A 14,598-nucleotide genomic window follows, 5' to 3' on the forward strand; every position below is an offset into this window, starting at 1 on the left:
GCCGCGATGGGGGAGGTTCTCGCCGGGCGCTACGAGCTGGTGGACCCCATCGGACGCGGTGGGGTGGGGGAGGTCTGGCGGGTCTGGGACCGGGTACGGCGGCGGTACGCGGCGGCGAAGGTGCTCAAGCAGAGCCACGCCCACACCCTGCTGCTGCGCTTCGTCCGCGAGCAGGCACTGCGCATCGACCATCCGCACGTGCTGGCACCGATCAGCTGGGGCGCCGACGACGACCGGGTGCTGTTCACCATGGACGTGGTGCACGGCGGCTCGGTCGCCCATCTCATCGGCGACTACGGGCCGTTGCCGGCGCGATTCTGCTGCGCGCTGCTGGACCAGTTGCTGGACGCGCTCACCGCGGTGCACGCGGAAGGCGTGGTGCACCGGGACATCAAACCCGCGAATCTGCTTTTGGAGGCGACCGGAACCGGTCCCCCGCATTTACGGCTCTCCGATTTCGGCTGTGCGATGCGGAAGGGCGAACCGCGGCTCACCGAGACCAACTATGTGATGGGAACCCCGGGTTACTTCGCGCCCGAGCAAATGGCGGGCGAGGAACCGGACTTCCCCGCCGATCTGTTCGCCGTCGGACTCGTCGCGCTGTATCTGCTGACCGGACGGAAACCGGACGCCGGCGCCCTCGTCGGCCGGTTCCTCGCGGAGGGCGCGCCCTCCGTGCCGCCGGCCCCCGACGAGGTCCCGGCGGCGCTGTGGGACGTCCTGGCCCGGCTGCTGGCCCCCGACCCGGTACTGCGCTTCCGGAGCGCCGCCGAGGCCCGTACGGCCCTGGCCGCGGCCGTACCGCTGCTGCCCCCGCCGGCCGCCGGGGAGGAGCCGGTCGAGGTCTTCGACCAGATCGGCCCGCTGCCTCCCGGTTTCGGCCCCGAGGGCCCCGAGGGCCCCCGAGGTCCCCACGGCCGGAGCCGCCCCGACGGCTCCCGGCCGACGCCCCCTCACGGCCCCTTGGGCGCCCCGCCACGGCCCGTACCGCCCCCGATGCCGCCCACGCCCCCGCAGCCCGTCGCACTCCCCCTGACGGCGGTCCCCGACGGCCCTGGACGCCGTCGGGCGCGCTCCCGGCGGCCGGCGCCCCCGGCGCGCTCCACGGCCGTCGCGGTGCTGGTGCTGGCGTTGCTGTGCCTCGCGGTGGGGATCTGGGCCCTCTCCCGCACCTGATCCGGGCACTTCACAACTGCAATCATTTTATTCGCGATAGCGAATCCAGGTGCCGGTGAAAACAACGGAGCCCCGGCCGTCGTACCGGCCGGGGCTCCGCGTAGAACTCGTCGTCTCACACACCCGAACCTGCGGGCACGGAGTCGGTCGCCTCCGTCCACAGATCCTGCTCGGCGCGATCCGCCTGGATCTGGCGGTACACGAGGAGCCCGCCGATGGCGGCCAGTGCGACCAGGAGCAGCTTCTTCACCGCGCGACCTCGTCTTTCCTTGACGTAAGGGGACTCTGGTGGCCGATGATACACACCGGCCGATACCGATCGGTGACCTGTATCGGACCTTTGTCGTACCGTCCCGGCGCTCACGGACGACTTGTCCGGAAAAGCCGATCGGCCCGGCCGGAGATTTCTCTCCGTCCGGGCCGATCGGGCCGGTGGGGCTAACAGGACTTGAACCTGTGGCCTCTTCCTTATCAGGGAAGCGCTCTAACCGTCTGAGCTATAGCCCCGCGCTGCACCGAAAGATTAGCGCACTTGGGGCCCAGTCCCAAAATCGCCCGGCCTCCCCACCTCGCCGGGCCGTTCCGCGAAGGCTATTCGTCCTCGGCGAGGGTGAGCTCGACGCCGCCCACGAAGGACGCCGAGAGGTTGTAGACGAAGGCGATGAGGGTCGCCAGGGCGGTCGCCAGGACCACCTCGATGACCGCGATCACGACGGTGAACATCAGGACCCGCGGCAGCGACAGGAACGACTGGAGGTCGAACCCGCCGCCCTCACCCGAGGTGGCGTCGCTGATGGTGCCGCCGACGGCCGAGAAGACGCCCATGGCGTCCAGGACCAGCCACAGCACCGTGACCGCCACGATCGTGCAGACGGCCAGGGCGAGCGACAGCAGGAAGCTGACCTTCATCACCGACCACGGGTCGGCCTTGGCCACCCGCAGCCGCGCGGAGCGGGTGCGGGGCGCCGCGGCGGCCGGCGCCGCCTGGGCGGGCACCTGCCGGGACGCGGACGGGGCCGTGGCGGTCCCCGCGGGCTTGCTCATGCTCTTGGTGCCCCCCTTGGCGGCGCCCCCGGCGCCCTTGCCGGCCTTGGACGCGGTGCGCTCGGCCGGCGGCTCGTAGGCCTTCGGCGGGTGGTACGGCTTCGGGCCCTTGGTCTCCGTCATGGAGTCCCCCCTGTCGGCGGCGGTGGTGTCGCTCCCACCCGGGGAGTCTGCCCCGTCCGCGTCGGCGCCACGGGCACCGTCCTTGCCGACCGCGGTGCTCGACGAAGCACCGGCACCGCGTCGCTTGGCGTCCGCACCGCTTGCCGCGGTGCCCGTGGCTCGACTCACGACCTACTCCTCGGTGTCCTCGACCGCAGGCTCCGTGCCTCCGGCCACCTCGGGCCCCCCGCCCCCGGCCTCGGCCGACGTGTCCTCGTCGACCTCCTCGGCCTCTCGGCCGGCCTCGGCGTTCCTCGCGATGCCCACGACGGCGTCGCGCTTGCCCAAATTGATCAGTTGGACGCCCATGGTGTCACGCCCGGTTTCCCGCACTTCGTTGACCCGGGTCCGGATGACACCACCGCTGAGGGTGATCGCGAGGATCTCGTCCGTCTCCTCGACGACCAGGGCGCCGACCAGCGATCCCCGGTCCTCGACGATCTTCGCGGCCTTGATTCCGAGGCCACCGCGGCCCTGGACGCGGTACTCGTCCACGGGCGTGCGCTTGGCGTAGCCGCCGTCGGTCGCGGTGAAGACGAACGTGCCCGGACGGACGACGTTCATCGACAGCAGCTCGTCACCCTCGCGGAAGCTCATGCCCTTGACGCCGGAGGTGGCCCGGCCCATCGGGCGGAGCGAGTCGTCCGTGGCGGTGAACCGGATGGACTGCGCCTTCTTGCTGATCAGCAGCAGGTCGTCGTCGGCCGACACCAGCTCGGCGCCGATCAGCTCGTCCTCGCGGCCGTCGTCCATCGCCCGGAGGTTGATGGCGATGACGCCGCCGGAGCGCGGGGAGTCGTAGTCCTTGAGCGAGGTCTTCTTCACCAGGCCCGACTTGGTGGCCAGCACCAGGTAGGGCGCCGCGTCGTAGTCGCGGATGGCGAGGATCTGCGCGATCTGCTCGTCCGGCTGGAAGGCGAGCAGGTTGGCCACGTGCTGGCCGCGCGCGTCCCGGCCGGCGTCCGGCAGCTCGTACGCCTTGGCCCGGTAGACCCGGCCCTTGTTGGTGAAGAAGAGCAGCCAGTGGTGGGTGGTGGAGACGAAGAAGTGGTCGACGATGTCGTCCTGCTTCAGCTTGGTGCCCCGCACGCCCTTGCCGCCGCGCTTCTGCGAGCGGTAGTCCTCGGTCTTCGTGCGCTTGACGTAGCCACCGTTGGTGATGGTGACGACGATGTCCTCCTCGGCGATCAGGTCCTCGATGGACATGTCGCCTTCGAAGGGCACCAGCTTGGAGCGCCGGTCGTCGCCGAACTTCTCGACGATCGCCGTCAGTTCGTCGCTGATGATGCCGCGCTGGCGCTCCGGGGAAGCCAGGATCGCGTTGTACTGGTTGATCTTCGCCTGGAGTTCGTCGTGCTCCGCGACGATCTTCTGCCGCTCCAGGGCCGCCAGCCGGCGGAGCTGCATCTCCAGGATCGCGTTGGCCTGGATCTCGTCGATCGACAGCAGGCCCATCAGGCCCTCGCGGGCGACGTCGACCGTGTCGCTGCGCCGGATCAGCGCGATGACCTCGTCGATCGCGTCCAGCGCCTTGAGCAGGCCGCGCAGGATGTGGGCGCGCTCCTCGGCCTTGCGCAGCCGGAAGCGGGTGCGCCGGACGATGACCTCGATCTGGTGGGCGACCCAGTTGCGGATGAACGCGTCCAGCGACAGGGTCCGCGGTACCCCGTCGACCAGGGCGAGCATGTTCGCGCCGAAGTTGGTCTGGAGGTCGGTGTGCTTGTAGAGGTTGTTGAGGACGACCTTGGCGACGGCGTCCCGCTTGAGGACGATCACCAGGCGCTGACCGGTCCGGGACGAGGTCTCGTCGCGGACGTCCGCGATGCCGCCGATCTTGCCGTCCTTCACCAGGTCGGCGATCTTCTGCGCGAGGTTGTCCGGGTTGACCTGGTAGGGCAGCTCGGTGACCACCAGGCACTGGCGGTTGTGGATCTCCTCGACCTCGACCACCGCGCGCATGGTGATCGAGCCGCGGCCGGTGCGGTACGCCTCCTCGATGCCCTTGCGGCCGACCACGAGGGCGCCGGTCGGGAAGTCGGGGCCCTTGATCCGGTCGACGAGCGCGTCGAGCAGCTCCTCGGGGGTGGCCTCCGGGTTGGCCAGGTACCACTGGGCACCCTCGGCGACCTCGCGCAGGTTGTGCGGCGGGATGTTGGTCGCCATGCCGACCGCGATACCGGCGGAACCGTTCACCAGCAGGTTGGGGAAGCGCGACGGCAGGACCGTCGGCTCCTGGTTCCGGCCGTCGTAGTTGTCCTGGAAGTCGACGGTCTCCTCGTCGATGTCCCGGACCATCTCCATGGACAGCGGCGCCATCTTGCACTCGGTGTACCGCATGGCCGCCGCCGGGTCGTTGCCCGGCGAGCCGAAGTTGCCGTTGGAGTCGACCAGCGGCATCCGCATCGACCACGGCTGGGCCAGCCGGACCAGCGCGTCGTAGATGGAGGCGTCACCGTGCGGGTGGTACGTACCCATGACGTCGCCGACGACGCGGGCGCACTTGTAGAAGCCCTTCTCGGGCCGGTACCCGCCGTCGTACATCGCGTAGAGCACGCGCCGGTGCACCGGCTTGAGGCCGTCCCGCACGTCGGGCAGCGCACGCGAGACGATGACGCTCATCGCGTAGTCGAGGTAGGAGCGCTGCATCTCCGTTTCGAGCCCGACGGGCTCGACGCGCATCCCGACGCCCTCGATGGTGGCGGGCTGCCCCTCGGGCGTGGTGCCGTCCGGGGTCACGGGCGTGTCAGGGGTCATCTCGTCGGCCATTGGTGTTCAAAGTCCTTTCGAGCCGCGGCTGTTCGTGCAGGCCGACTCAGATGTCGAGGAAGCGGACGTCCTTGGCGTTGCGCTGGATGAACGAGCGCCGTGCCTCGACGTCCTCGCCCATGAGCACCGAGAACAGGTCGTCCGCCTGCGCCGCGTCGTCCAGGGTGACCTGACCGAGCACCCGGTGGTCGATGTCCATCGTGGTGACGCGCAGCTCCTCGGCGTTCATCTCGCCGAGACCCTTGAAGCGCTGGACCGAGTCGTCCCTGATGCGCTTGCCGTTCTCGCGGCCGAGCTGGATCAGCGCGTCGCGCTCGCGGTCCGAGTACGCGTACTCGAAGTCGTCCCGGCCCCACTTGATCTTGTACAGCGGGGGGCGCGACAGGTAGACGTGACCGGCCTCGACCAGCGGGCGCATGAAGCGGAAGAGGAAGGTCAGCAGCAGGGTGTTGATGTGCTGGCCGTCGACGTCGGCGTCCGCCATCAGGATGATCTTGTGATAGCGGAGCTTGTCGATGTCGAAGTCCTCGTGCACGCCGGTGCCGAACGCGGAGATCAGCGCCTGGATCTCCTGGTTCTGGAGGATCTTGTCGATCCGGGCCTTCTCGACGTTGAGGATCTTGCCGCGGATCGGGAGGATCGCCTGGTACTCGGGGTTCCGGCCGGACTTGGCCGAGCCGCCGGCGGAGTCGCCCTCGACGATGAAGATCTCGCACTTGGCCGGGTCGTTCGACTGGCAGTCCGACAGCTTGCCGGGCAGCGAGGCGGTCTCCAGCAGGCCCTTGCGGCGGGTCAGGTCGCGCGCCTTGCGGGCGGCGACGCGGGCCGTGGCGGCCTGGATCGACTTGCGGATGATGTCCGCGGCCTCGATCGGGTTGCGGTCCAGCCAGTCGGTGAGGTGCTCGTAGACCGCCTTCTGGACGAAGGTCTTCGCCTCCGTGTTGCCCAGCTTGGTCTTGGTCTGGCCCTCGAACTGCGGCTCGCTCAGCTTGACCGAGATGATCGCGGTCAGACCCTCGCGGATGTCGTCGCCCGTGAGGTTGTCGTCCTTCTCGCGGAGCAGCTTCTTGTCGCGCGCGTACTTGTTGATCAGCGAGGTCAGCGCCGCCCGGAAGCCCTCCTCGTGCGTGCCGCCCTCATGGGTGTGGATGATGTTGGCGAAGCTGTAGACGCCCTCGGTGTACTGGCTGTTCCACTGCATCGCGATCTCGAGGGAGAGCTGCCGCTCCTTGTCCTCGGCCTCGAGTGAGATCACCGTGGGGTGGATCAGCTCGCCCTTGCGCGAGTTGAGGTAGCGGACGAAGTCCGAGATGCCGCCCTCGTAGTGGTAGCGGACGGTGAGCGGCTTGCCCTCCTCGTCCACGTGGTCCGGGCGCTCGTCGGTGAGGGCGATGGTCAGGCCCTTGTTGAGGAACGCCATCTCCTGGAAGCGCCGCGACAGCGTCTCGAAGGAGTAGTCGGTGGTCTCGAAGATGTCGCCGTCGGCCCAGAAGGTGACTGAGGTGCCGGTCTCGTCCGTCGCCTCGTTCTTCTGCAACGGGGCGGTGGGGACGCCGAGCTTGTAGTCCTGCGTCCAGCGGAAGCCGTCCGTCTTGACCTCGACGGCGACGCGCGAGGACAGCGCGTTGACGACGGAGACGCCGACGCCGTGCAGACCGCCGGAGACCGCGTAGCCGCCGCCGCCGAACTTGCCGCCCGCGTGCAGGACGGTCAGCACGACCTCCACGGCCGGCTTGCCCTCGGAGGGGACGATGCCGACGGGGATGCCGCGGCCGTTGTCGATCACGCGGACGCCGCCGTCCGGCAGGATCGTGACGTCGATGGTGTCGGCGTGGCCGGCCAGGGCCTCGTCGACGGAGTTGTCGACGACCTCGTACACCAGGTGGTGCAGACCGCGCTCACCGGTGGAGCCGATGTACATGCCCGGCCGCTTGCGGACCGCGTCCAGACCCTCCAGCACGGTGATCGCGCTGGCGTCGTACGACGCACCTCCGCCCGGAGCTCCGGACGAGGCGTCCTCCGGCACAGGAGTGGCGCCTTCCTCGGGGGAAGGGGTGGTGTTCTCGTTGGGGTTGCCGGAATCGGCCACGAAGCGCCCTTTCTGGCACAGCACAGACCTTCTCCTGCCTGTGCGGCGGGGCGCCGTCGGTCGGGAGACCGGGAGGGCAGGCGGGAGCGACTGCGTCGTTCGACTTGTTTCCGCGAAGCGCGCGGGATTACCACCAGTCTACCGGTAGCGCCGACATGAATGGGGGTTTGGCGGCGTCTGAGTCCGCATGTGCCGCCCTGAACCGGCATCAGCCGACTCCCTATATGCGCCCCGGGGCTCCAAGAGGCTCACAGCGGCACTCAGCGCTTCGGGTTGTCAACCGCCCGCTACCACGCTCGGGGGACACCTGTCGTCCCCCTTCTCCCAATACGCCCCACGGCTCTCCCGGGCACCGGGAGCGCCCCGGCTCACCCGTAGGTGTCGCCCGGTCCCGTGCTCCCCGGCGCGCGCAGCGCTCCGTACCGGCGCGACGGCCCGCCCGGGCCCAGCACCTTGATCAGCCGGACGGTGCCCTGGCCCAGGTCGTCGTTGAGGCGGGCCACCAGCGTCGGGGCCAGCAGCCGGAGCTGGGTCGCCCACGTCGTCGAATCGCACCGCACGGTCAGCACCCGCGCGTCCTCGTCGTAGCCCTGCGGCTCGCAGTGCAGCGCCACGTTCTCGCCGACGATCTGCGGCCAGCGGCCGGTCACCCCGCCGACCGCCGCAGGCGTCTCCCAGCCGCGCTCGGTGATCAGGCGGTTGATGGCCGCGCCCAGCGGCAGCGGATCGCGGCCGTCGGCGCGCGCGCCGGAGCGCAGGCCGCCGCGGCGCGCCTGCTTCTTCTGCTGCACGGCCGCGCCCCGCGCCCGCGCCTGCTCCTTGGCCGCGCGCAGCGCGACCCGCGCCAGGTCCACGCCGGACGGCTCCGGGACCCTGCGCGCCGGGGAGTGCTCGGTCAGAGGGGAGTGCTCGGTCATACCCGCTCGACCGTCCCCTCGGAGACCGCGTACCGCGCGCCCGTCAGGACGCCCGGGACGTCGTCGTCCACCGCGGCCGTCACCAGCACCTGCTCGCCGTCGGCGACCAGCTCCGCCAGCCGCTCCCGGCGGCGGGTGTCCAGCTCGGCGAAGACGTCGTCGAGGACGAGCACCGGCTCGTTGCCCTCCGCCTTGAGCAGCTCGTACGAGGCCAGCCGCAGCGCCAGCGCGTACGACCAGGACTCGCCGTGGCTCGCGTACCCCTTGGCGGGCAGCTGCCCCAGCCGCAGCACGAGGTCGTCGCGATGCGGGCCGACGAGGGTCACCCCGCGCTCCATCTCCTGCTTGCGCGCCTCGCCCAGCGCGGTCAGCAGCACCTCGTACAGCTCCTCGCGGGTGTGCGCACCATCCGGGCCGCCGGCCCCGACCGGGCCGCGGTAGTCGAAGGCGAGCGGGCCGCCGCCCGGCGCCAGCCGCTCGTACGCGGCGTCGGCCAGCGGCAGCAGCGCGGCGATCAGGTCCAGGCGGTGCGCCAGCAGTTCGGCGCCGGCGCGGGCCAGGTGCTGGTCCCAGATGTCCAGGGTGGAGACGTCCATCGTCCGGCCGGCGTGCCGACGGGCCAGCACGGCGGACTTCAGCAGGGTGTTGCGCTGCTTCAGGACGCGCTCGTAGTCCGAGCGCACGCCCGCCATCCGCGGGGAACGGGCGGTGACCAGCTCGTCGAGGAACCGGCGGCGCTCCCCGGGGTCGCCCTTGACCAGGGCCAGGTCCTCGGGGGCGAACAGCACCGTGCGCACGATGCCCAGTACGTCCCGGGGCCGGACCTGGGACGAGCGGTTGATCCGGGCCCGATTGGCCTTGCCCGGGTTGAGCTCCAGCTCGATGAGCTGCTGCCGCTCGCCCTGGACGACGGCGGCGCGGATGAACGCCCGGTCCGCGCCGAGGCGGACCAGCGGGGCGTCGGAGGAGACCCGGTGGCTGCCGAGGGTCGCCAGATAGCCGACCGCCTCGACGAGGTTGGTCTTTCCCTGGCCGTTGGGTCCCACGAAAGCCGTGACGCCCGGGTCGAGCGGGACCTCGACCCGGGCGTACGAGCGGAAGTCGGCGAGCGAGAGATGCGAAACGTGCATGGGTGCGCGCCGAGCCTCCTGATTCGCGTGGGGTGTTACTTGCTCTCGACCGCGTGGCCGCCGAACTGGTTGCGCAGCGCGGCGATCATCTTCATCTGCGGCGAGTCGTCCTGGCGGGACGCGAAGCGGGCGAAGAGGGAGGCGGTGATCGCGGGGAGCGGGACCGCGTTGTCGATGGCGGCCTCGACCGTCCAGCGGCCCTCGCCCGAGTCGGACGCGTAGCCGCGCAGCTTGTCGAGGTGCTCGTCGTCGTCCAGGGCCTTGACGGCGAGGTCGAGCAGCCAGGAGCGGATGACCGTGCCCTCCTGCCAGGAGCGGAAGATCTCGCGCACGTCGGTGACGGAGTCGACCGCCTCCAGCAGCTCCCAGCCCTCGGCGAACGCCTGCATCATGGCGTACTCGATGCCGTTGTGGACCATCTTCGCGAAGTGGCCCGCGCCGACCTTGCCGGCGTGCACGGAGCCGAACTCGCCCTCGGGCTTCAGCGCGTCGAAGACCGGCTGCACCTTCGCGACGTGCTCGGCGTCGCCGCCGTACATCAGCGCGTAACCGTTCTCCAGGCCCCAGACGCCGCCGGAGACACCGCAGTCGACGAAGCCGATGCCCTTGGCGGCCAGCTCCTCGGCGTGCTTCTCGTCGTCCGTCCAGCGGGAGTTGCCGCCGTCCACGACGACGTCGCCAGGCGACAGCAGCTCGCCGAGCTCGTCGATGGTGGACTGGGTCGCCGCGCCGGCGGGGACCATGACCCACACGACCCGGGGACCCTTCAGGGAATCCACAAGCTCCTGGAGGCTGTGGACATCCGCGAGGTCCGCATTGCGGTCGTATCCGATGACGGTGTGGCCTGCGCGGCGGATGCGCTCGCGCATGTTGCCGCCCATCTTGCCGAGACCGACGAGACCGAGCTCCATCAGTGATCCTCTATGCCGTAGTCGTAGCGGTTTACCCGGATCCGAGCCTACGCCCGGGGGTCCGTGCACACCTGTCGGGACCGAGCGCTCAAACGGTGGGGCGGGTACCCGTCCGCGGTGCGTCCATGCGGCGCTCCGTCCCCCGTCCGCTGGTCCGTACGGGGGACGTCGGTGCCCGTCCGCAGCGCGCCCGCCGGACGGCCGCACCGGCATGCCGCGGCCTTGCGAGAGGTGACCCTCGCGCACCCGGCCCGCCGGGGGCATCGGGCCGGAGCGTCAGCCCGAGAGCCGCACCGGCATGATCAGGTACTTGTACGCCTCGTCCGCCTCCGCGTCGACCGCGGGCTTGCCGCTGAGCAGCGCCGGCTTCGTCGAGGTGGTGAAGGAGAGCTGGGCGACCGGGGAGTCGATCGCGGACAGACCCTCCAGCAGGAAGCCGGGGTTGAAGGCGATGGAGATGTCGTCGCCCTCCAGCCGGGCGTCGACCCTTTCCACAGCCTGTGCGTCGTCGCTGGAGCCGGCCTCCAGGATCAGCACGCCCTGCTCGAAGCTCAGCCGGACCGGGGTGTTGCGCTCGGCGACCAGGGCCACGCGCTTGACGGCCTCGACGAAGGGGGCCGTCTCGATCACGGCGACCGAGTTGAACTCGGTCGGGAAGAGGGTGCGGTACTTCGGCAGGTCGCCTTCCAGCAGCCGCGTCGTGGTGCGGCGGCCGGCGCCCTCGAAGCCGATGAGGCCCTCGCCCGCGCCGGAGCCGGAGAGCGCCAGCGAGACGGAGTCGCCGCCGCTGAGGGACTTGGCGGTGTCCAGCAGCGTCTTGGCGGGGACCAGGGCGACGGCGGAGACGTCGGGGGTCTCCGGCTTCCACATGAACTCGCGGACGGCGAAGCGGTAGCGGTCGGTCGAGGCCAGGGTGACGGTGTCGCCCTCGATCTCGATGCGCACACCGGTGAGCACCGGCAGGGTGTCGTCACGGCCGGCGGCGATGGCGACCTGGGCGGCGGCGGACGCGAAGACCTCGGCCGGGACGGTGCCGGTGGCGGTGGGCATCTGGGGCAGCGCCGGGTACTCCTCCACAGGCAGGGTGTGGAGTGTGAATCGCGAGGAGCCGCAGACCACGGTGGCGCGGACGCCGTCGGTGGAGATCTCCACAGGCCTGTTGGGAAGTGCGCGGCAGATGTCGGCGAGGAGCCGGCCGGAGACGAGGACGGTGCCGTCCTCTTCCACATCGGCCTCGACGGAGACGCGGGCCGAGACCTCGTAGTCGAAGCCGGAGAGGCTGAGCGAGCCGTCCTCGGCCTTCAGCAGCAGTCCCGCGAGGACCGGCACCGGCGGACGGGCCGGGAGGCTGCGGGCCGCCCAGGCCACTGCCTCCGCGAGTACATCGCGCTCCACCCGGATCTTCACCGGAACCGCCTCCTGCTTGTTGCTGGCTGGCCCTGCTGGGCTGTCTTCATCGGCTTCGTCGGCTTCCAAGCCGGAGACCAGTCTGACGTACGCCGCTGACAGCCGGCGCTGCTCGGGGTCAAGTCGGACCGGACGGCGTGGCGCGGCCTCGGGCCGAGTTGTGCACAGGGCCCACTTCGAAACGAGTTCCCAGCTTGATCTCAGTGGTCGTAGTAGTAGGGCCTGTGGAAACCGTGGAAAACTTCCTTTGCCCTGGTCAGGCCGGATTTTTTGTCCACTGCCCCTGTGGGCGGCCACGGTGGAAAACCGGGGGTCTCTGTGGAGAAACAGAAGTTCTGCACAGGCGGTGCACAGGCAGGGCGCACTTCTCCCCAGGCTCGTCCCCAGCTTTACCCAGGTTCCCCACAGCCCAACCCGGCAGCTTGGTGTGACGCCTTTCACTCGGCGCGGTGAGCCCGGGCGTTTCGTTGCCGAACAGTGGACAACCCTGGGGAAAGGCTGTGCACAACGCCCCTCTTCCTGTGGGCGGCCGGTGGACAACCGGCGCGGCCGCTGTGGGCGAACTCGTCATCCACAGGCTGTGGACTTCGGTTCCCCACACTTCCACACCCTGCTGACCTCCCCTGATGAGCTGTCAACAGGCCCGGCTGTGGACATCATCTGGATAACTTCCCAGTCCCCAGGATGTGGACGGCCCTCGGGGGCGGATTCTGTGGAGAACGGGGTGACGGGGGTCCCTATTCGAACGACATGGCCGTGAGGCGACGCCGTGCGGAACGGCGAAGGGCGCCCCGGGAACCGTCCCGGAGCGCCCTGGGAGGCGTCCTCGCGCGCTCGGCGCGCCCCTGTCAGCCGTTCTTGATGCGGTTGGTCAGCTCGGTCACCTGGTTGTAGATGGACCGCCGTTCGGCCATCAGCGCGCGGATCTTGCGGTCCGCGTGCATCACGGTCGTGTGGTCGCGGCCGCCGAACTGCGCGCCGATCTTCGGCAGGGACAGGTCCGTGAGCTCACGGCAGAGGTACATGGCGATCTGGCGCGCCGTCACCAGCACCCGGCTGCGCGAGGCGCCGCACAGATCCTCCACGGTGTGCCCGAAGTAGTCGGCCGTGGCGGCCATGATGGCCGGCGCGGTGATCTCCGGCGAGGCGTCCTCGCCGCCCGGGATCAGGTCCTTGAGGACGATCTCGGTGAGGCCCAGGTCGACAGGCTGCCGGTTGAGGCTGGCGAACGCCGTGACGCGGATGAGGGCGCCCTCCAGCTCGCGGATGTTCCGCGAGATCCGGGAGGCGATGAACTCCAGCACCTCCGGCGGCGCGTTGAGCTGCTCCTGGACCGCCTTCTTCCGCAGGATCGCGATCCGGGTCTCCAGCTCGGGCGGCTGGACGTCGGTGATCAGGCCCCACTCGAACCGGTTGCGCAGCCGGTCCTCCAGGGTCACCAGCTGCTTGGGCGGCCGGTCCGAGGAGAGCACGATCTGCTTGTTGGCGTTGTGCAGGGTGTTGAAGGTGTGGAAGAACTCCTCCTGCGTCGACTCCTTGCTCGCGAGGAACTGGATGTCGTCGACCAGCAGGATGTCCATGTCGCGGTAGCGCTTGCGGAACGCGTCCGCCTTGCCGTCGCGGATGGAGTTGATGAACTCGTTGGTGAACTCCTCGGAGCTCACGTACCGCACCCGCGTCCCCGGGTAGAGGCTCCGCGCGTAGTGCCCGATGGCGTGCAGCAGATGCGTCTTGCCGAGCCCCGACTCCCCGTAGATGAAGAGGGGGTTGTACGCCTTCGCCGGCGCCTCGGCGACCGCCACGGCCGCCGCGTGCGCGAAGCGGTTGGACGCGCCGATGACGAAGGTGTCGAAGAGGTACTTGGGGTTCAGCCGGGCGGTCGGCTCCCCCGGGCCCGACCCGGAGGACTTCCCCGCGCCCGGTGCGCCCGAGCCGCCGGGCACCGGCCGGTCGCCCTGGCCGGCGCCGCGGCCGTGGGCATGGGCGTCCGGGAGCTCGCGCTGCTGCTCGTAGGGCCGCTCGGTGCCGGCCGGCCGGTAGCCGCCGGGGTCACGCTGCTGCTCGTAGCCGGGCGGGGTGTGCTGCGGCGAGGCATAGGGGTCGCGCTCGTTCTCGGCGAAGCCGAGCCGCGGCTGCTGCCAGCCGTAGTCGCCCCGGTCCGGCGTACGGCCCCCGGGACCGCCGGGGCCCGTGTGCCGCGGCCAGGAGCCGGGCTCGCCGCGGGACTGCTGGTAGTCGGGGTAGGCGGGCCGGACCGTCGGCAGGTCGTCGCCGGCGCCGCGGCCGTAACCGTCGCGGCCGTCGTAGCCCGGGCGTCCGTCGTACCCCTCGTACGTGTCACGGCCCTGGCCGTTGTGCGAACGCTCTTCGTGCGCGGGCTGCTGCGGCGCGGCCGGCTCGCCGACGGAGTTGTCGACGGTGATCGCGATGCGGATGGGCCGGCCGCACTCCCGGCTGAGGGCGTCGCTGACGACCGGGGCCAGCCGCCCCTCCAGTACGCCCTTGGCGAACTCGTTGGGGACGGCGAGCAGCGCCGTGTCCGCGACCAGGGCCAGCGGCTGACAGCGCTTGATCCAGTGCTCGTCCTTGCTCTCGACTCTTCCCTCACCGAGGAGCTGCTCCAGCACGCGCGGCCACACTGCGGCAAGATCGGCAGGCAGGTCAGCCACAGGGCACGCTCTCTCGGTCAGCGGGGGCGCCCTCCGGTCCCACGAATGTGTGGTTCTCGGGACGGGCGGGAAGGATTCGGAGTTCAGCCACGGTAGTCAGGCCGTGGCACGTCGTTCAAGTCGTTGTCCACAGGGTGTGTACAAATGTGCCATGGGGCCGTCCGTGGCGCCTCATCCGGGCACGGCTGGTACTTCCGGGGCCACCGGGAGGCTACGGTTAATGCTGGTGCGCTGCCGGTTTGACCGGATGGCGTAACGGCGCGTACCGTGACCAGGTCGAGTTGTCGATGGCTGCTGCCGCCTGCCTCCGATGGGCAAGGGTCGCAC

The 14,598-nt window shown here is 70.3% G+C and carries 10 protein-coding genes and 1 tRNA gene; 1 reads left to right on the plus strand and 10 read right to left on the minus strand.

Annotated features, from left to right (window positions below):
• Positions 1-6 precede the first annotated feature (6 nt).
• Positions 7-1,176: a serine/threonine-protein kinase gene (locus ACH4PU_RS07955; protein ID WP_398267685.1), complete on the plus strand. Its 1,170-nt coding sequence runs from the start codon at positions 7-9 to the stop codon at positions 1,174-1,176.
• A 115-nt stretch (positions 1,177-1,291) separates the two neighbouring features.
• On the opposite strand, the gene ACH4PU_RS07960 is transcribed toward ACH4PU_RS07955, so the two are convergent.
• From ACH4PU_RS07960 to dnaA, 10 genes are all read right to left on the minus strand, one after another.
• Positions 1,292-1,426 carry a DLW-39 family protein gene (locus tag ACH4PU_RS07960; protein WP_003958712.1) on the minus strand — a complete coding sequence of 45 codons (135 nt, stop codon included), beginning with the start codon at positions 1,424-1,426 and terminating at the stop codon, positions 1,292-1,294.
• A gap of 183 nt (positions 1,427-1,609) precedes the next feature.
• Positions 1,610-1,683, minus strand: a tRNA-Ile gene (locus ACH4PU_RS07965).
• Between the two features lie 84 nt (positions 1,684-1,767).
• Entirely contained in the window at positions 1,768-2,511 is a 744-nt protein-coding gene (locus ACH4PU_RS07970) for a DUF3566 domain-containing protein (protein WP_398267688.1), read from the minus strand.
• Between the two features lie 3 nt (positions 2,512-2,514).
• Positions 2,515-5,148: a DNA gyrase subunit A gene (gene gyrA / locus ACH4PU_RS07975; protein WP_398267691.1), complete on the minus strand. Its 2,634-nt coding sequence runs from the start codon at positions 5,146-5,148 to the stop codon at positions 2,515-2,517.
• A gap of 46 nt (positions 5,149-5,194) precedes the next feature.
• Entirely contained in the window at positions 5,195-7,261 is a 2,067-nt protein-coding gene (gene gyrB, locus ACH4PU_RS07980; protein WP_398267694.1) for a DNA topoisomerase (ATP-hydrolyzing) subunit B, read from the minus strand.
• Between the two features lie 344 nt (positions 7,262-7,605).
• Positions 7,606-8,154: a DUF721 domain-containing protein gene (locus ACH4PU_RS07985; RefSeq protein WP_398267696.1), complete on the minus strand. Its 549-nt coding sequence runs from the start codon at positions 8,152-8,154 to the stop codon at positions 7,606-7,608.
• Positions 8,151-9,284: a DNA replication/repair protein RecF gene (gene recF, locus ACH4PU_RS07990; RefSeq protein ID WP_398267700.1), complete on the minus strand. Its 1,134-nt coding sequence runs from the start codon at positions 9,282-9,284 to the stop codon at positions 8,151-8,153. Before recF ends, ACH4PU_RS07985 begins: the two co-directional genes overlap by 4 nt.
• A gap of 35 nt (positions 9,285-9,319) precedes the next feature.
• Entirely contained in the window at positions 9,320-10,195 is an 876-nt protein-coding gene (gene gnd / locus ACH4PU_RS07995) for a phosphogluconate dehydrogenase (NAD(+)-dependent, decarboxylating) (protein WP_185940350.1), read from the minus strand.
• A 276-nt stretch (positions 10,196-10,471) separates the two neighbouring features.
• Positions 10,472-11,602 (minus strand): DNA polymerase III subunit beta, encoded by a 1,131-nt coding sequence (gene dnaN / locus ACH4PU_RS08000; RefSeq protein ID WP_004939840.1) that lies wholly within the window; start codon positions 11,600-11,602, stop codon positions 10,472-10,474.
• A gap of 848 nt (positions 11,603-12,450) precedes the next feature.
• Positions 12,451-14,271 (minus strand): chromosomal replication initiator protein DnaA, encoded by a 1,821-nt coding sequence (dnaA, locus tag ACH4PU_RS08005; protein WP_398267705.1) that lies wholly within the window; start codon positions 14,269-14,271, stop codon positions 12,451-12,453.
• Positions 14,272-14,598 lie beyond the last annotated feature (327 nt).

It is taken from the genome of Streptomyces sp. NPDC021100 (assembly GCF_044333095.1).
Lineage (GTDB): Bacteria > Actinomycetota > Actinomycetes > Streptomycetales > Streptomycetaceae > Streptomyces.

Coding starts and splice junctions, on each gene's coding strand:
- ACH4PU_RS07985 (WP_398267696.1), bottom strand. CDS start 8,154: ATGACCGAGCACTCCCCTCTGACCGAGCACTCCCCGGCGCGCAGGGTC.
- gnd (WP_185940350.1), bottom strand. CDS start 10,195: ATGGAGCTCGGTCTCGTCGGTCTCGGCAAGATGGGCGGCAACATGCGC.
- gyrA (WP_398267691.1), bottom strand. CDS start 5,148: ATGGCCGACGAGATGACCCCTGACACGCCCGTGACCCCGGACGGCACC.
- recF (WP_398267700.1), bottom strand. CDS start 9,284: ATGCACGTTTCGCATCTCTCGCTCGCCGACTTCCGCTCGTACGCCCGG.
- ACH4PU_RS07955 (WP_398267685.1), top strand. CDS start 7: ATGGGGGAGGTTCTCGCCGGGCGCTACGAGCTGGTGGACCCCATCGGA.